At 73.6% G+C, this 15,959-nt stretch carries 16 protein-coding genes and 1 pseudogene; 10 read left to right on the top strand and 7 right to left on the bottom strand.

Going from position 1 to position 15,959, the window contains the following annotated elements; translation table 11 throughout:
* The 5 genes from VR45_RS27980 to VR45_RS27960 form a co-directional block, all read left to right on the top strand.
* Nucleotides 1-727 (top strand): helix-turn-helix domain-containing protein (locus VR45_RS27980; RefSeq protein ID WP_234326232.1); only part of this gene is annotated, 727 nt, incomplete at its 5' end.
* Nucleotides 728-807: 80 nt separating this feature from the next.
* On the top strand, nt 808-1,605 hold the full coding sequence (gene lipB, locus VR45_RS27975; RefSeq protein ID WP_286163503.1) for a lipoyl(octanoyl) transferase LipB: 798 nt from the start codon (nt 808-810) through the stop codon (nt 1,603-1,605).
* 172 nt (nt 1,606-1,777) lie between these two features.
* Complete coding sequence (lipA, locus tag VR45_RS27970) at nt 1,778-2,776, top strand: lipoyl synthase (protein WP_045942629.1); 999 nt, start codon at nt 1,778-1,780, stop codon at nt 2,774-2,776.
* Between the two features lie 243 nt (nt 2,777-3,019).
* Nucleotides 3,020-3,217 carry a hypothetical protein gene (locus tag VR45_RS27965; protein ID WP_045942628.1) on the top strand — a complete coding sequence of 66 codons (198 nt, stop codon included), beginning with the start codon at nt 3,020-3,022 and terminating at the stop codon, nt 3,215-3,217.
* A gap of 165 nt (nt 3,218-3,382) precedes the next feature.
* A complete protein-coding gene (locus tag VR45_RS27960; RefSeq protein ID WP_045942627.1) occupies nt 3,383-4,075 on the top strand; it encodes a DUF4191 domain-containing protein in 693 nt (230 codons plus the stop codon).
* 159 nt (nt 4,076-4,234) lie between these two features.
* Here the strand turns inward: VR45_RS27960 and VR45_RS27955 are convergent, their stop codons facing one another.
* Nucleotides 4,235-4,705 (bottom strand): RDD family protein, encoded by a 471-nt coding sequence (locus VR45_RS27955; protein WP_045942626.1) that lies wholly within the window; start codon nt 4,703-4,705, stop codon nt 4,235-4,237.
* Nucleotides 4,706-5,006: 301 nt separating this feature from the next.
* Here VR45_RS27955 and glnA point away from each other — a divergent pair, with 301 nt between their 5' ends.
* Nucleotides 5,007-6,419: a type I glutamate--ammonia ligase gene (gene glnA, locus VR45_RS27950; protein WP_045942625.1), complete on the top strand. Its 1,413-nt coding sequence runs from the start codon at nt 5,007-5,009 to the stop codon at nt 6,417-6,419.
* 275 nt (nt 6,420-6,694) lie between these two features.
* Here the strand turns inward: glnA and VR45_RS27945 are convergent, their stop codons facing one another.
* Nucleotides 6,695-7,183: a hypothetical protein gene (locus VR45_RS27945; protein WP_045942624.1), complete on the bottom strand. Its 489-nt coding sequence runs from the start codon at nt 7,181-7,183 to the stop codon at nt 6,695-6,697.
* Between the two features lie 42 nt (nt 7,184-7,225).
* Nucleotides 7,226-7,807, bottom strand: coding sequence for a TetR/AcrR family transcriptional regulator (locus VR45_RS27940; protein ID WP_045942623.1), 582 nt, complete (start codon nt 7,805-7,807; stop codon nt 7,226-7,228).
* A 57-nt stretch (nt 7,808-7,864) separates the two neighbouring features.
* Between VR45_RS27940 and VR45_RS27935 the strand changes: the two genes are divergently transcribed.
* Nucleotides 7,865-8,242 carry a DUF6463 family protein gene (locus VR45_RS27935; RefSeq protein ID WP_045942622.1) on the top strand — a complete coding sequence of 126 codons (378 nt, stop codon included), beginning with the start codon at nt 7,865-7,867 and terminating at the stop codon, nt 8,240-8,242.
* Nucleotides 8,243-8,266: 24 nt separating this feature from the next.
* On the opposite strand, the gene VR45_RS27930 is transcribed toward VR45_RS27935, so the two are convergent.
* Nucleotides 8,267-9,550 carry an MFS transporter gene (locus VR45_RS27930; protein ID WP_199926011.1) on the bottom strand — a complete coding sequence of 428 codons (1,284 nt, stop codon included), beginning with the start codon at nt 9,548-9,550 and terminating at the stop codon, nt 8,267-8,269.
* A gap of 72 nt (nt 9,551-9,622) precedes the next feature.
* Here VR45_RS27930 and VR45_RS27925 point away from each other — a divergent pair, with 72 nt between their 5' ends.
* Nucleotides 9,623-10,612, top strand: a complete 990-nt coding sequence (locus VR45_RS27925) for a helix-turn-helix domain-containing protein (protein ID WP_045942621.1) — start codon at nt 9,623-9,625, stop codon at nt 10,610-10,612.
* A 21-nt stretch (nt 10,613-10,633) separates the two neighbouring features.
* Here the strand turns inward: VR45_RS27925 and VR45_RS27920 are convergent, their stop codons facing one another.
* Together VR45_RS27920 and VR45_RS27915 are read right to left on the bottom strand one after the other, a co-directional pair.
* Nucleotides 10,634-11,143 carry a DUF1801 domain-containing protein gene (locus tag VR45_RS27920; RefSeq protein WP_045942620.1) on the bottom strand — a complete coding sequence of 170 codons (510 nt, stop codon included), beginning with the start codon at nt 11,141-11,143 and terminating at the stop codon, nt 10,634-10,636.
* 76 nt (nt 11,144-11,219) lie between these two features.
* The gene (locus VR45_RS27915; RefSeq protein WP_045942619.1) at nt 11,220-11,684 is read right to left on the bottom strand and encodes a pyridoxamine 5'-phosphate oxidase family protein; all 465 of its coding nucleotides are present in this window, start codon (nt 11,682-11,684) and stop codon (nt 11,220-11,222) included.
* A gap of 117 nt (nt 11,685-11,801) precedes the next feature.
* On the opposite strand from VR45_RS27915, the gene VR45_RS27910 reads away from it, so the two are divergent.
* A complete protein-coding gene (locus VR45_RS27910; RefSeq protein WP_045942618.1) occupies nt 11,802-14,591 on the top strand; it encodes a LuxR C-terminal-related transcriptional regulator in 2,790 nt (929 codons plus the stop codon).
* A 189-nt stretch (nt 14,592-14,780) separates the two neighbouring features.
* Here the strand turns inward: VR45_RS27910 and VR45_RS50680 are convergent.
* Nucleotides 14,781-14,978: pseudogene (locus VR45_RS50680) on the bottom strand (cytochrome P450); the annotation flags it as partial.
* A 60-nt stretch (nt 14,979-15,038) separates the two neighbouring features.
* On the opposite strand from VR45_RS50680, the gene VR45_RS49060 reads away from it, so the two are divergent.
* Nucleotides 15,039-15,881 (top strand): hypothetical protein, encoded by an 843-nt coding sequence (locus VR45_RS49060; protein ID WP_045942617.1) that lies wholly within the window; start codon nt 15,039-15,041, stop codon nt 15,879-15,881.
* The last annotated feature ends 78 nt before the right edge of the window (nt 15,882-15,959 follow it).

The following is a 15,959-nucleotide window of genomic DNA, read 5'->3' as shown; positions in this document are numbered from 1 at the left end:
GGGTGGCGGGGGCCCGGTCGCCGTTCGCTCGCGGCTGGCGGGGGCGGCCGGGCGGTACCTGTTCGGCGCCCGGGGCATCAGTGCCGAGCACGGCGAGGCAGTGGTGCTGCTGGTCCCGGACGGGGGTAGGAGCGGAGCTCCGGTCGAGGCCGGGGCCGGGGCTACGCCCGCTGCCGGGGTTCCACTCGATGCCGGGGCTCCGGTTGGCGCGGCAGGCGGAGGCGCGGCCGGGGGCGTCGCCCAGCGGGCGGCGGAACAGGCCGCCGAGCGGCTCGCCCGGCTGGCGGGCTTCCCGGTCACGGTGGGCGCCGGCCGCTCCGCCGTCGGGCCGGTCGCGCTGGCCACCGCGTACGCCGAGGGGCTGCGCTGCGTCCGGGCGCTACGGGCGCTGGGCCGGGACGGGGAGGGCGCCTCGGCGGGGTCGCTCGGCTTCCTCGGGGTGCTGCTCGGCGACGGCCACGACGTCTCCGGCTTCGTCGGCGCGACGCTGGGACCGCTGCTGGACTACGACGCCCGGCGCGGCACCGAGCTGGTCCGCACCCTGCGCGCGTACTTCGACTGCGGCGGCAGCCTCACCCGGGCCAAGGACGAGCTGCACGTCCATGTGAACACCGTCGTCCAGCGGCTGGACCGGGTCGAGGTGCTGCTGGGCCGGGACTGGAACGGTCCCGAGCGCTCGCTGGAACTCCAGCTGGCTCTGCGGCTCCAGCTGCTGTCGGGGGCCTGAGCAGGCACTTGGACGGTCCGTACGGGCCGGGGCGTACAGTGGCGAGGTTGGTCTCGAACGCCTGGCAAGGAGCAGCAGCGGTGAGCGAGAACGTTCGGTTCGTCCGGATGGGCATAGGCGAGGGCGCCGTCCCGTACCAGGAGGCCTGGGAGGAGCAGCAGCGGCTGCACGCCCTCCGGGTCGCCGACGAGATCCCCGACACGGTGCTGCTGCTGGAGCACCAGCCCGTGTACACGATGGGCAAGCGCACCAATCCGGCGGACCTGCCGCTGGACGGCACCCCGGTGGTCGAGGTGAACCGGGGCGGCGAGATCACCTGGCACGGCCCCGGCCAGCTGGTCGGCTACCCGATCGTCAAGCTGCCCGACCCGATCGACGTGATCGCGTACGTGCGGCGGCTGGAGGAGGCGCTGATCCGGGCCTGCGCCGGGTTCGGCGTGCAGACCACCCGGGTCGAGGGCCGCAGCGGCGTCTGGGTGCTGGGCGGGGACATCCCGGACGCGGTGGTGGACCCCGCGCAGGTGGTGGACATCGGCAAGCTCACCCTGCGGATGGGCCTGCCGCTGGGCATCGACCCGCGACTGGCCGGCCCGGAGTACGCGCCGTCCAACGCGGGGCAGCGCGGCGACGACCGCAAGCTGGCCGCGATCGGCGTCCGGGTCGCGCGCGGGGTGACCATGCACGGCTTCGCGCTGAACTGCGATCCGGACATGACCTGGTTCGACCGGATCGTGCCGTGCGGCATCCGGGACGCCGGGGTCGCCTCGCTGGCCGGCGAGCTCGGGCGGGCCCTCCCCGTCGCCGAGGCGCTGCCGCTGGTCGAGAAGCACCTGGCCGAGGTGCTCGCCGAGCTGCCGGAGCCGGCGACCGGGCACTGAGCCCGGGCGCCCGGTGCGCGTGTCCGCGCTCGTAGCCGAGTCCGGTCCCGCGCCCGGGAATCTACTTGCCGGTAGCCCTGTTGCCCTGCGATTGCGGGGTCCCAGCCCCGGCGAAGGCCGTACAAGCACAGGCGTACCCTGGGGGTACCCCGTCTAGTTCTAGGAGTCGCACGTGTCCGCTGTCGCGCCCGACGGCAGGAAGCTGCTCCGCCTGGAGGTCCGCAACAGCGAGACCCCCATCGAGCGGAAGCCCGAGTGGATCAAGACCCGCGCGAAGATGGGGCCGGAGTACAACGCCCTCCAGTCGCTGGTGAAGAAGGAAGGGCTGCACACGGTCTGCCAGGAGGCCGGCTGCCCCAACATCTTCGAGTGCTGGGAGGACCGCGAGGCGACCTTCCTCATCGGCGGTGACCAGTGCACCCGCCGCTGCGACTTCTGCCAGATCGACACCGGCAAGCCCGCCGACTTCGACCGGGACGAGCCCCGCCGCGTCGCCGAGTCCATCGTCACCATGGACCTCAACTACGCCACCATCACCGGCGTCGCCCGCGACGACCTGCCGGACGGCGGCGCCTGGCTGTACGCGGAGACCGTGCGCCAGGTGCACGCGCTGACCGCCGCCCGCGAGGCCGGGCGCACCGGCGTCGAGCTGCTGATCCCGGACTTCAACGCGGTGCCGGAGCAGCTGGCCGAGGTCTTCTCCTCGCGCCCCGAGGTGCTGGCGCACAACGTCGAGACCGTGCCGCGGATCTTCAAGCGGATCCGCCCGGCGTTCCGCTACGAGCGCTCGCTGAACGTCATCACCCAGGCGCGCGAGGCCGGGCTGGTCACCAAGTCCAACCTGATCCTGGGCATGGGCGAGACCCGCGAGGAGGTCAGCCAGGCGCTGGCCGACCTGGTCGGGGCCGGCTGCGAGCTGATCACCATCACCCAGTACCTGCGGCCGTCGCTGCGCCACCACCCGGTGGAGCGGTGGGTCAAGCCGCACGAGTTCGTCGAGCTGCAGCAGGAGGCCGAGGAGCTCGGCTTCGCCGGGGTCATGTCCGGCCCGCTGGTCCGCTCCTCGTACCGCGCCGGGCGGCTGTACCGGCAGGCGCTGGAGCACCGTGAGCGGCAGAGCGGGACGGCCGCGGCGGCCCCGGCCGGGTCGGCCCCGGTCGCGGCGGTCTGACGGGCGACGACGACGGTTTCACGCCATCGGAGGGGCGGGGCTTCGGCTCCGCCCCTTTCGCTTCACCGGGCTTTGACCAGCTGGTCACGGACTGGTAACACGGAGTGGGGACGATGGCGTCTCCATGGGTTTTCGATTTTTCTCAGCCACACCTCCGAGCACGTCCGCACCGCCGCGCGCACCCGGTCACGGGTCCGCCCGCGCGGCTGCGCGGCCGCTCGGTCCGAGGGGAGCTGTTTCGGCATGCGGGTCGATTTCCGGGTGGAACTCCGGTCGGTGGGCACCGCGCTCCGGCTGGCCGAGAGCGTGCTGCTGGCGGGCGGCCAGCGCCAGGCGCGGCGGAACGCCTGGTCCGCCGTCTGCGAGAACCGCAGGTACGCGGCGGCGCGGGAGCTCGACGGCGGACCGGTGGGCGGACCGGCGAAGGCCGCGCGCCGCTGACGGCGTCGGGCGCCGGAGGGCTGCGGCGGTAGCGCTCCGGGGGGCAGAAGAGGGTACTTCGGGGGCCGGCACACCCGGCGGAACCGGGGCACCCGGGTCACGGTTCGGGGCGAACGGGTACCCGGGCTTGGATATCCCGTACCCGTGCCACGTACCATGAGCGTTATGGCGAGGGAAACATCCGAGAACCCCGGGCGACTGAAGCAGATCCGCCTGGCATACACCATGACCAAGAAGGTCGACACCAAGATCGGCCTGATCATCGCCGGCGTCGGCCTGCTGACCTTCGGCGTGTTCCTGGCCATTGGTTTCGCGATCGAGCACCCCGTCTACCTGGGCATCCTGGGCTTCATCGTGGCCTTCCTGGCCATGGCGATCGTCTTCGGGCGCCGAGCCGAGCGCGCGGCGTTCGGGCAGATGGAGGGGCAGCCGGGCGCCGTCGCCGCTGTGCTGAACAACATCCGGCGCGGCTGGAGCGCGAGCTCCACGCCGGTGGCCGTCACCCGCAGCCAGGACGCGGTCTACCGCGCCGTCGGCCGGGCCGGCATCGCGCTGATCGGTGAGGGCAACCCGAACCGGGTCCGCCAGCTGCTCGCGGCCGAGAAGAAGAAGATGGCCCGGGTCGTCGGCGACGGTGTGCCGGTGCACGACATCGTGGTGGGCGACGGCAAGGACGAGGTCCCCCTCAAGAAGCTGCAGATCCACCTGATGCGTCTGCCGCGCGCCATCACGCCCGCCAAGGTCACCGAGACCAACGACCGGCTGCGCGCGCTGGGCGACCTGCTCTCCAAGGCGCCCATCCCCAAGGGCCCGATGCCCAAGGGCGCCCGGATGCCCAAGGGCGGCCAGGCTCGCTGAGCCCCTCCCCCGTCGACACCAGAACGGCCCCGCCGCGGAGCTTCCGCGGCGGGGCCGTTCGGCGTTCCGGCATTCGCACCGGCCCGGGCTCGGATCCGGAGTCTCGGGTCGGGAGGCTCAGGTCCGGAGACTCACGTCCGGAGACTCACGTCCGGACGGTCAGATCCGGACCTCGACGGTGCCGACCGCCTTGTCGTGCAGCCCCCGGGTGTCGCGGTCCCAGACCAGGGCCGGTACCACCAGGAAGAGCAGCACCGTCCGCAGCAGCACCTGCGGGATGGTCGCCCGGCCGCCGTCGAGCCGGACCACCCGCAGGCCGAACAGCCGCTTGCCGACGGTCGTCCCGGTGGTCGCGAGCATCAGCACGATGACGGTGAAGAGCAGCGGCGTGGTCCACATGTTCGCCGTGCCTGCGGAGGAGCCCTTGGCGATCAGCCCGAAGGAGATCAGGGCGACCAGCCAGCTGTCGACGACCAGCGCGCCCAGCCGCCGGCCAGGACCGGCGATCGAGCCGGAACCCTCCCGGGGCAGCCCGAGGCGCTCACCGCGGAAGCCGAAGTCGGCTCCCATCTTCTCGGCGGCCGCCTTCGGGCCGTCGATCCACGATCCCAACGCTTCTCTGGTGTCCACGAATCCACATTAACCGGGCGAACACCGGGGACGGCCACCGCCTCCCCGGCCCGGACCGCACGGCCCGCCCGCGCACCGCCACCGGAGAGTGAATCGGCCGCCACCGGCTTTCCCCCGCACCTCTACAGTGGTCCAGACCACTTCACCGCCCCGACCTGGCCGGGCGAGGCGTTTTGTCCAGAGCCGTACGACTTTGCCGCCCGCGCGACGACGGCGGTTAACATTCAGGAAACGACTGGGTCACCGGCCGGAAACGGCCCATTCCTAGGGTGAGCCCCATTCGCTACGCCGAGGAGGATGGATGTTCAACAACGCCGCCGAAGTGAAGCAGTTCATCCAGGACAACGACGTGAAGTTCGTCGATGTCCGCTTCTGCGACCTGCCAGGCGTCCTGCAGCACTTCTCCGTTCCCGCGGCGACGTTCGACCCGTCCGAGACCCTGATGTTCGACGGCTCGTCGATCCGCGGCTTCCAGGCCATCCACGAGTCCGACATGGCCCTGGTCCCCGACCTCGCCACCGCCCGGCTCGACCCGTTCCGCCAGGTGAAGCACCTCAACATCAACTTCTTCATCCAGGACCCGGTGACCGGCGAGGCCTACAGCCGCGACCCGCGCAACGTCGCCAAGAAGGCCGAGGCCTACCTCGCCTCCTCCGGCATCGCGGACACGGCGTTCTTCGGCCCCGAGGCCGAGTTCTACGTCTTCGACTCGGTCCGGTTCGACACCAGCGCCAACGCCTCGTACTACCACATCGACTCCGAGGCCGGCGCCTGGAACTCCGGCTCCACCGAGGGCGACGTCCGCGGCTACAAGGTCAAGTACAAGGGCGGCTACTTCCCCGTCCCGCCGGTCGACCACTTCGCCGACCTGCGCGCCGAGATGTCCCTGGAACTCGCCAAGGCGGGCCTGGAGGTCGAGCGCCAGCACCACGAGGTCGGCACGGCCGGCCAGGCGGAGATCAACTACAAGTTCAACACCCTGCTGCACGCCGCCGACGACCTGATGCTGTTCAAGTACATCATCAAGAACGTCGCCTGGCGGGCCGGCAAGACGGCCACCTTCATGCCGAAGCCGATCTTCGGCGACAACGGCTCGGGCATGCACGTCCACCAGTCGCTCTGGACCGAGGGCGTGCCGCTCTTCTACGACGAGCAGGGCTACGCCGGACTCTCCGACACCGCCCGCTACTACATCGGCGGCCTGCTCAAGCACGCGCCGTCGCTGCTCGCCTTCACCAACCCGTCGGTGAACTCCTACCACCGCCTGGTCCCCGGCTTCGAGGCCCCGGTCAACCTGGTCTACTCCCAGCGCAACCGCTCCGCCGCGATCCGGATCCCGATCACCGGCTCCAACGCCAAGGCCAAGCGCATCGAGTTCCGCGCCCCCGACCCCTCCTCCAACCCCTACCTCGCCTTCGCCGCCATGCTGATGGCCGGCCTGGACGGCATCAAGAACAAGATCGAGCCCCTGGAGCCGGTCGACAAGGACCTCTACGAGCTGGCTCCCGAGGAGCACGCCAACGTCCCCCAGGTCCCGTCCTCCCTCCCGGCCGTCCTGGAGGCCCTCGAAGCCGACCACGAGTACCTCCTCGCGGGCAACGTCTTCACCCCGGACCTCATCGAGACCTGGATCGACTTCAAGCGCACCAACGAGATCGCCCCCATCGCCCTCCGCCCCCACCCGCACGAGTTCGAGCTCTACTACGACCTGTAGGACACCCTCTGACCCGCGGAAACGTCTCCCGGAAGCTCTCGTTCTCATGTGAGACGAGTGCAACGGGCGACGCCGGTGGCCGGCGGTGGATCGGCTGGACGAGCGACACCCGGGGTCGTCGCGCTCCTCGCGGAGCGTGACGACCCCTTTGATCGACGGGCGCGGGCCGAGTTGCTGGGCCGCTCGGGGCGGCGCCATCCACGACGTGCTGGCCATCCCCGCCCGACAACCTCGCTGCCGCTGTGCGGGCCCGGGCGGCCGACAGTCCCAGGTGGTCACAGGACTCGGTGCTCATTGAGCCAGACGTCGTCGAGGTGGATGAAGGCCCATTTCGCGGCTTCGGCCTCCTCGCGCCCGTCGCGCAGGACCTCGTTGAACTCGGCGACCTCGACCAGGTAGAGGTGAAGGTCCTCGTGCCGGATGGTGATCGTTGTTCGGGCGAACGACGTGGTGCTCTCCGCCGTCCAGTCCAGTGGGAACTCCACGAGCACGATGTGAGTGGTGTGGTCCTGGTCGAAGGGCTTCCACAGGTCGCGGCGGAGCTTGTGGGTGCAGCCGGGCACTCGGGAGAGCTCGCCGGCCGACGCGGCTACGAGGAGCTTGGCATCGACGAGCCAGCCGCCGTCGACAATGTCGTGGCCCTTGCGACGTCCGCCGTAGAGAGTGGGTTCGCCGCCCCTCCGGCTGAGCCAGTGGGCGACGACGTGCTCTGCGGCGACGGCCTTGACGGGGCCGAACGCCGACTGCTCTATGCGGATGGGCACTTCTGACTCCCTGAGCTCTGGTCTGCTGGGCGACGGCCCTCGTCAGGGTCGGCGGGGCGCCGGCTCGGAGGTCAGTGCGGCCGCGACGAGTCGGCCCAGTCCTGCGGCGAGTCCGTCCGGGGCGCGGTGCTGGAGGTAGAGCGTGCTGAAGACCGGGCCGGTCACCAGGGCGTGGACGAGGGCGACATCGGGAACCGCGTGGAGTTCACCGCGGGCGACGGCCCGTTCCAGGAGGCCGCGGATACTTCCCAACTCACGGACGACGAAGGTCTGGTGGAAGCGCGCGGCGAGGTCGGGCGAGGTGCCGAGGTCGGCGAGCAGTCCCAGCACCGCGCTGGTGGCGGCCGGCGCCGACAGGTGGTCGACGATCTCCTGGACGAGGGCGGTCAGGTCGCCCTCCAGGGTGCCCGTGTCCGGAGACGCGGGCAGGTCCGGGGCGTGGATCGCGGCGGCGAAGACCATGTCCTGCTTGGTCGCGTAGCGCCGGTAGATGGCCGCCTTGCCGATACCGGCCCGCTCCGCCACGGCGTCCATGGTCAGGCCGGCGTACCCGGCGTGCGCGAGCAGTCCGCGGGTGGCGGTGAGGATCGCTTCGTCCACCCGGCTGTCCCTTGGTCGTCCCATGCCGAGATGATACGGTACCCGCAGTTTCGGAACTATGAGTCTCGCAACGGGGGAGCCATGAGCCGCTGGGCAGGCCGCATCCTGGTCGTGATGGGCGTCGGACACCTGGTAGTCCTGGGTGTGCAGAACGCGGAGTACCTGGACGAATGGTTCGGCGGCGCCCTCTGGGGGCTGCCCCGGGGCGAGTTCGTGCATCCGGGCGGGGCCAACGGGGCGTTCTGGATCGTGATCGGCAGCTTCGCCGTTCCACTCCTGCTGCTCGGGCTCCTCGTCGACCACCTCGCCCGCAGGGGCGTAGCGGTGCCGCAGTCCGTCGGCTGGGGCCTCGCCGCGTGGTGCCTGGTCGGGTCGACGATCCTGCAGCCCACGCCGCTGCTGCTCGGCCTGGTCCCCGCACTGCTGCTGATCCGCTCGACCCGGCGCACCGCCGGCTGAGCACCGGGACGCACGTCGGGCCGTTTACCCGGTGGCGGTGGGGCCGGCCGGAGGGGTGCGGGGGAGGGTGCGGACGGCGGGGAGGGCGAACAGGACCGCGCAGCCGGCCAGGCAGGCACCCGCCGACACCAGGAGCAGGCGGTCCGGGGAGGCCAGCGCGGCGGCCGGGCCGGCCAGTAGCTGACCGAGCGAGATGCCGGACACCGAACCCGCCAACTCGTAGGCGGAGACCCGGTTGAGCACCGCGGGCGGGGTGTGGGTCTGCACGCTGGTCGCCCACATCACCGACCAGAACGCCAGGGCGGCGCCGCCGAGGACGTGGCCCGCCAGCAGCACCGGGAGACCGGCGCCCACCGCCACGCAGAGCGGCAGCACGGTGTACAGGACCATGGCCACCGTGCCCGCGGCCAGTGGGCGGGCCGGGCGCAGCCGCAGCGCCACCAGGCCGCCGAGCACCGTTCCGACGCCGAGGAAGGAGACCGCCAGGCCGTAGGCGTTCGGACCGAGCCGGTCGGCGACCAGCGCCGAACCCAGCGGCACCAGCGGGCCGAAGAGCAGTACGCCGAAGACCATCCAGACGAGGATCACCGCCCACATCCAGGTGCGGGCGCGGAACTCCCGCCAGCCCTGGCGCAGTTCGCGTCGGAGCGGGCCACCGGCGGGAGCGGCGGGGGCGGGGGCGGCCGCGGGCGGCCGGACGAGGGCCAGGCACAGGGCGCTGAGCAGGAAGGTTCCGCTGTCGATCGCGTACACCGCCCCGGCGCCGGTCAGCGCGATCAGCAGTCCCGCCAGGGCCGGGCCGAGCAGATGGGCGAGCGCGTCGGCGACCTTGAGGGTCGCGTTCGCCCGCTGCGGGTCGGCCGCGACCAGCGGGACCATCCCGTTCACCCCCGGCAGGAACATCGCGACGGCCGCGCCGGCCACCGCCGCCATGGTCACCAGCAGCCAGAACGGCGGCCGTCCGGCGAAGAACGCGACCGCCAGCACGCCCTGGGTGAGCACCCGTACGAGATCGGCGGCGACCATCATCCGGCGGGCGCCGATCCGGTCCGTGAGCACCCCGCCGAACAGCACCAGGAGCACGAACGTCCCGGTCCAGGTGCCGAGGACGAGGCCGGCCCCGGAGACGCCGTACAGCGCGCCGACCGCGAGCGCGGCGGCCACGGGCATCATCGCGTCGCCGAGCAGGGAGACCGCGCGGGCGGTGAAGTAGAGGGTGAAGGGTCCGGTCCACAACGGGCTCCGGGTGTCCCGGAGCCCGGGGCGGGAGTGCGGGGCGGGTGGGGTGTGCGTCTCGGCGGTGGTCACAGCAGAGATAGTGGTTCAGACCAATCGGCCCGTCCCAGTGTCCCGAACGACATGATGGGGTACTTTCCCGCCATGACGCCGCGTCCGCTCCCGGGTCCCCCGGCTCCGCACCGGGTGGTGGCCCTGCTGCTGCCCCCGCAGGACACCTTTCCGCTGGCCTGCGCGACCGAGGTGTTCGGCGACCACGGTCCGGCCGTCCCCGCCCGCTACGCGTTCGGGGTCTGCGCCGAGCACCCCGGTCCGGTCCGCACCCGGGCCGGTTACGACCTCCTGGTCACCGCCGGGCTGGACGCGCTGGAGGACGCGGACACCGTGCTCGTGCCCGGCTGGCAGCACCCGGCGGGCGCGGAGGTGCCGCCGGCGGTGGTCGACGCGGTCGGCCGGGCGCACCGGCGCGGCGCACGGATCGTCGGCCTCTGCTCGGGTGCCTTCGTGCTCGCCGCCGCCGGACTGCTGGACGGCCGCCGGGCCGCGACCCACTGGGCGCGGGCCGCCGAGCTGGCCGCCCGGTTCCCGCGGGTCCGGGTCGACCCCGGGGTGCTCTACGTGGACCACGGCGATGTCGCCACCAGCGCCGGCGCCGCGGCCGGCGCCGACCTCTGCCTGCACCTGGTTCGCGAGGACCACGGCGCCGCGCACGCCCTGCGGATCGCCCGGCAGATGGTGATGCCGCCGCACCGCGAGGGCTGCCAGCTGCAGTACGCCGAACTGCCCGCCCCCGCGCCGGCCGTCGACTCGCTGGCCCCGCTGCTGGAGTGGCTGGCCGAACGGCTGGACCGGCCGGTGAGCGTCGCCGAGATGGCCGTCCGCTCCCAGGTGTCGGCCCGGACGCTGACCCGGCGCTTCACCGAACAGCTGGGCATCAGCCCCGGACGCTGGCTGCTGGACCGGCGGATCGCCGCCACCCGGGCCCTGCTGGAGGAGACCGACCTGCCGGTGGAGACCATCGCGCGCCGGGTCGGCCTCTCCTCCGCCGTCAACCTGCGCCGCCGCTTCCACGAGGCCCTGCGCACCACACCCGCCGCCTACCGGCGCGCCTTTCGCGCGAACCGGGCCGGGTGAGCCGGACGGGGGTGCCGGGGGTCAGGCGGTGGCGGTGGCCGTGGTGAGGAGGGCGGTGATGCGGGCCTCGGTGGCGGGGGTGAGGGCGGTGAGGGCGAAGGTGGTGGGCCACATGGTGTCCTCGTCGAGGGTGGCCACGTCGCTGAAGCCGAGCGTCGCGTAGCGGGACTTGAACTTCTGGGCGCACTGGAAGAAGCAGAGGACCTTGCCGTCCTTGGCGTAGGCGGGCATGCCGTACCAGAGCTTGGGGGTGAGGGCGGGGGCGGCGGCCCGGACGAGGGCGTGGACGCGTTCGGCGAGGGCGCGGTCGGCCGGCTCCATCTCGGCGATCTTGGCGAGCACCTCCTGCTCGGCGTCCGCCTTGGCGGTGCGCGGGTTGCGGCGGGCCGCGGCCTTGAGCTCCTTGGCGTGCTCCTTCATGGCCGCGCGCTCGTCCTCGGTGAAGCCGTCGAAGGGCTGCGTGGCGGTCTTCGCGGTGGTGGTCTTCGCGGTGGTCGTCTTCTTGGTGGCGGTCTTCGCGGTGGTGGTCATGATGGGCTCCTCGGTCGGGTGGGGCTGGTGGTGCGGGACGGTTTCATGGTGGCGCGACAGCGCCGGGGACGGCTTCTCAGGAACTGACCGATTCGTCGAGCCAGCGGCCGTCGCGCATCAGCTCGCGGCCGGCCAGCTCGTTCTCCTCGCGCCAGGCCTGGATGCGGCGGGGCGAGACCAGGAACCAGCCGTACCGGACGGCCGAGGCTCGCGGGTCGAAGCCGGTGCGGGCGGCGAAGCGGTCTCCCCGCTCGTGCGGGAGGGCGTCGATGCCGAGGGCCTCGACCTCGCCCTCGATCATGCAGACGTCCCGGGTGGGGCCGAGCGCCAGCCGGACGGTGCCGGCGGCGGTGAGGTTGCGGCCGGTCGGGCTGCTGACCGGGGTGGCGAGCAGCAGCGCTCCGCCGTCCCAGTCGAAGGAGAGCGGGACGAGGTGGGGCACACCGTCCGGCGAGGCCGTGGCCACCCAGACGTCGACGTCCTCGGCGAGGCGCTGTTCGAGGTCGAGGCGGCGCTCGGCGAAGGGGCGCGGTCCGGTCATGCTCTCTCACTCCTGTGCTCGTCGGCGGCGTTGGTCACAGCCTCCCTCGGGCGGGGTGGGGGCCACATCCGTGGTGACCACGGAACGGACCACGGAGTCGCCCCGCATAATGACGCGGTGCCGACTCCTGTGATCTCGCCCCGCGAAGCCGATGTGCTCGCACTGCTCGGCGAACACCTCAGCAATGCCGAGATCGCCGCTCGGCTGTTCATCTCCGTGCGCACGGTCGAGTCCCACACCTCGTCGCTGCTGCGCAAGTTGGCGCTGCCGGACCGGCGGGCGCTCTCCCGGCGGGCGGTCGAACTCGCCCGTGCCGAGCGGCCCCGACCGGCCCCCGCACTGCCCGCCCCGCTGACGGCGTTCGTGGGGCGGGAGCGTGAACGCGCCGCGCTGGCGGTGCTGTTGGCGGACCATCGGCAGGTGACGGCGGTCGGGCCCGGCGGAGTGGGCAAGACCAGGCTGGCGCTGGCGGTGGCGGCCGGGGCGGCCGGCGGGTTCGCCGACGGCGTGTGGTTCGTCGACCTGGCCCCGGTCGCCGGTCCCGACCGGGTGCCGGCGGCCGTCGCGGCCGTCCTGGGGGTCGGCGAGCAGCCCGGGCAGGGCATCGACGAGGCGGTGTGCGCCGCGCTGGCCGAACGCCGGGCGCTCCTGGTGCTGGACAACTGCGAGCAGGTCAGGGACGGTGTCGCGCCTTTCCTGGAACGGCTGTTGGCGGCCTGTCCGGGGGTGCGGGTGCTGGCGACGAGCCGGGCCAGGCTGCTGGTGCCCTTCGAACGGGTCTTCCCCGTACCGCCGTTGTCCCGGGACGGCGGCGGGAGGTCGGAGGCGGTCGCGCTGTTCGTCGAACGGGCCACCGCGGCGGCCGGGGCGGCCCCGGATCCGGCGCTCCGGGACGGGATCGCGGCCCTCTGCGAGCGGCTCGACGGGATGGCGCTGGCGATCGAGCTGGCGGCCGCCCGGTGGCCGACGCTCGGGCTGGACGGGCTCCGGGCGGGGCTGTCGGACCAGTTGCGGATCCTGGCGGGCGGCCCGCGCGCGGACGACCGGCACCGCTCGGTGCGGGCGGTCCTGGACTGGAGCCACGAACTGCTGGAGCCCGCCGACCAAGCACTGCTGCGGCGGGTGTCGGCGTTCGTGCTGCCGTTCACGGCCGGGGCGGCGGTCGCGGTGGCGGGTTTCGCCCCGCTCGACGCGGGCGCCGTCGCCGACGGTCTCGGTCGGCTCGCCGAGCAGAGCCTGCTCAGCGCCGTCCCGTCCGCGCACGGCACCCGCTACCGGGCGCAGGAGACGATCCGGCAGTACGGCGCCGAACGGCTCGACGGGGCCGGGGAGTCGGCGCAGACGCGGGGGCGGCACCTCGACTGGTGCCTGAGCGGCGCGGACGGACTCGCGCGGGCTTCGGACCAGGAACGGCAGCTGCGGGAGAGCGGTTGGCAGGCCGGGTTCGACGCGCTGGCCGAGGAGTTGCGGGCCGCGCTGGCCTGGGCCGCCGACCGCCCCGAGCGGCGGCCCGACGCCCGTCGCCTCGCGCTGGGCCTCGCCGGGCCGGCCTTCGACCGCCATCTGCTCGGCGAGGCCCAGCAGCGTCTCGAACAGGCCGCCGACCTCGCCGACGGCTCCCCCGCGGACGCCGCCGCCGCGCTGCGGGAGGCCGCCCGGGTGGCCGGGTGCCGACGCCTGGGCGACGACATGTACCGCCTCCACCGCGCCGCCGCGGCGGCCGCGCTCGACGCCGGGGACCCGGCCGGGGCTGCCCGCGACCTGGCGGCCGCCGCCACCGTCGCGCACCGCTTCTCCAGCACCTTCGCACGCCTTCCCGCCGCCGCGGAGGTGACCGCCCTGCTGGCGCGGGCCCGGGAACTGTCCGACGGCTCCCCGGCGGCGTCGGCCGCCCTCGCCCTCGCCGAGGCGGCCGTGCTCGCGGACGCCTACGGCTCCGTCCAGGGCAGCCCGGACAACACGGCGCGGGAGACGGTCGGGTACGCCGAGCGGGCCGTCGACCTGGCCCGGCGCGCGGGCGACCTGGTGGCCGAGTCCGCCGCCCTGGACGCCCTCTCCGGTGCGCACAGCTGGGCCGGGGAGCCGTTCGCGGCCGCCGGGGCCGCCCGCCGCCGGGTCGAGCTGCTGGCCCTGGCCCCGCGCACCCCGGCCACCGCGCACGAACGGGTGGACGCGCTCGCGATGGCCGCCGCGACCGCGATCGGCGTCGGCGAACTGGACCGGGCCCGGCAGTGGGGGCGGCAGCTCGCCGAGCATCCGCTGACGGCCGAGGTGGGGCACCACGCCACGTCCTGGCTGCTGGTCGCGGACGCGTTCGCCGGGCGGGAGGAGGAGGTGCTCGCGGGCGGGGCGCGGTTCCTCGAAGCCTGGGAGCAGGGCGGGCGGCCGCGTTCGTTCTCGCTCGGCCCGGCGGCCGCGGCGGTCGCCATGGTCCACGGGCTGCGCGGCGACGACACCGCCCGGGCCTCCTGGCTGGCCGTCGTCGGCCGGGCGGGCACCGAGGAGGAGCACCGCCACGGCTACGGCGCGGTGTTCGACGCCGCGGTGCTGCTCCACCGGGGGGAGGCGGGGGCCGCGCTGGAGCGGCTCTCGCCCGCCCCGGAGGAGGTGTGGAAGTGGGTGTCCTGGGTCTGGCTGCACTGGTACGCGGCGGTGCGGGTCGAGGCCTCGGTGCTGAGCGGCCACCCGGAGGCGCGCGAGCGGCTCGCCGGGGCCCGCGCCACGGTCGCGGGCAATCCCGTCGCCGTGGCCCAACTCGACCGGGCGCAGGCGCTCCTGGACGGCGACCCGGCCCGGGTGCGGGCCACGGCCGCCGCCTTCGCCGCGGCGGGCTGCCGCTACCAGTCCGCCCGCAGCCTCCGGCTCGCCGACGCGGCCGGGGGCGGGGCCGGGGGCGGGGAGGGCTGAGGGGCCCGCCGACGGGCCGCGGCCGCGGGCCTCAGCGGGTGGTGACGGGGAGGGATTCGTAGCCGCGGAGGACGAGGCGGTCACGGCGGACCGGAATACCGGCGGGGGCCAGCCGGGGGAAGCGGTCCAGCAGGCGATGTCCGCCTCCAGCCGGGCGAGTTGGCTGCCCAGGCAGAAGTGCGAGCCGCCACCGAAGCTGAGCGGCTGGCTGTCGGTGCGGGTCGGGTCGAAGCGGTCCGGACGGGCGTAGCGGGCAGGGTCACGATTGGCCGCGCCCAGCATCACCAGCACCACGGTGCCGGCGGGCGTGGGCAGGTCGGCCACCGTGAGGTCGGCGGCGGTGGAGATCCGGGAGGTGAGCTGGACCGGGGAGTCGTAGCGCAGCACCTCGTCCGTGAACAGCGAGGGGTCGAGCCCGCCGGTGCGCAGGCCCTCGGCGGCGCCGGGGTGGCGGAAGAGCAGGGTGAGGCCGTTGCCGAGGAGGTTGGTGGTGGTCTCGAAGCCGGCGACCAGGAGGAGGACGAGGTTGCCCAGCAGTTCCTCGCCGGAGATCCGGTCCGGGGAGTCGGCGGCGATCCGGGCCAGGTCGCTGACCAGGTCGCCGGTCGGCCTGGCCAGCCGCTCGGCGACCAACTCCGCGAAGTAGGACTCCAGTTCCTCCGCGGCGGCGTCGGCGGCGGCCAGTTCGCCGAGGTCCTGGACGAGCTCCAGCGCGATGGTGAGATCCGAGGCGAGGCCCCGGAAACGGTGGCGGTCGGCGGCGGGGACACCGAGCAGTTCGCAGATCACCTCGACCGGGAGGCGGAAGGCGAAGGCGTCCATGAAGTCGACGGGGGAGCCGTCGGCGCCCCGGTCGGCCAGTTCGTCGAGCAGCCGGGCGACCGTCGCCTCGATCGCCGGGCGCAGGGCCGCGACCCGGCGGGCGTTGAAGGCCGAGGCGACGAGCGAGCGGACCCGGCTGTGGTCGGGGGCGTTGCGCTGGAGGACCGAGTGGCCGAGCAGCACGACGGAGGGGTGGGCGAGCAGCTCCGCGTTGTCGGCGGTGAGGGTCCTGGTGTCCTCCACCGCGAAGGCGGGGTTGCGCAGCACCTGGTTGGCAGCGGCGTGCCCGGCCACCAGGACCGCCGCGGGGCCGGCCGGGGCGACGGCCCCGAGTTCGTGCGCCCGCGCGTAGAGCGGGTAGGGGTCGAAGCGCCCCTCCGTGGTCATCAGACGCTCGATGATCGACGCACCGTCCATGCGGGGTTCCCCTCCCGTAGATCCAACTCCGATACGGACAACTGTCGGTGAACGGACGGGAGTTCCCACGAAGGGCGGTGGACGTGGGCGGGCCCGACGGGAGGGCGCGGACCTGGGGCAGGGCGGGCC

The organism is Streptomyces sp. NRRL S-495 (assembly GCF_000966955.1).
GTDB lineage: Bacteria > Actinomycetota > Actinomycetes > Streptomycetales > Streptomycetaceae > Kitasatospora > Kitasatospora purpeofusca.
Note: the sequence above shows the minus strand (reverse complement) of the source record. Positions and strands in the feature narration are given on the sequence as shown.

Bases quoted from the DNA above. Each gene is read 5' to 3' on its own strand.
- VR45_RS27965 (WP_045942628.1), top strand. From the start codon at position 3,020: ATGCGGGTCGATTTCCGGGTGGAACTCCGGTCGGTGGGCACCGCGCTC.
- VR45_RS27960 (WP_045942627.1), top strand. From the start codon at position 3,383: ATGGCGAGGGAAACATCCGAGAACCCCGGGCGACTGAAGCAGATCCGC.
- glnA (WP_045942625.1), top strand. From the start codon at position 5,007: ATGTTCAACAACGCCGCCGAAGTGAAGCAGTTCATCCAGGACAACGAC.
- VR45_RS27940 (WP_045942623.1), bottom strand. From the start codon at position 7,807: ATGGGACGACCAAGGGACAGCCGGGTGGACGAAGCGATCCTCACCGCC.
- VR45_RS27935 (WP_045942622.1), top strand. From the start codon at position 7,865: ATGAGCCGCTGGGCAGGCCGCATCCTGGTCGTGATGGGCGTCGGACAC.
- VR45_RS27925 (WP_045942621.1), top strand. From the start codon at position 9,623: ATGACGCCGCGTCCGCTCCCGGGTCCCCCGGCTCCGCACCGGGTGGTG.
- VR45_RS27920 (WP_045942620.1), bottom strand. From the start codon at position 11,143: ATGACCACCACCGCGAAGACCGCCACCAAGAAGACGACCACCGCGAAG.
- VR45_RS27915 (WP_045942619.1), bottom strand. From the start codon at position 11,684: ATGACCGGACCGCGCCCCTTCGCCGAGCGCCGCCTCGACCTCGAACAG.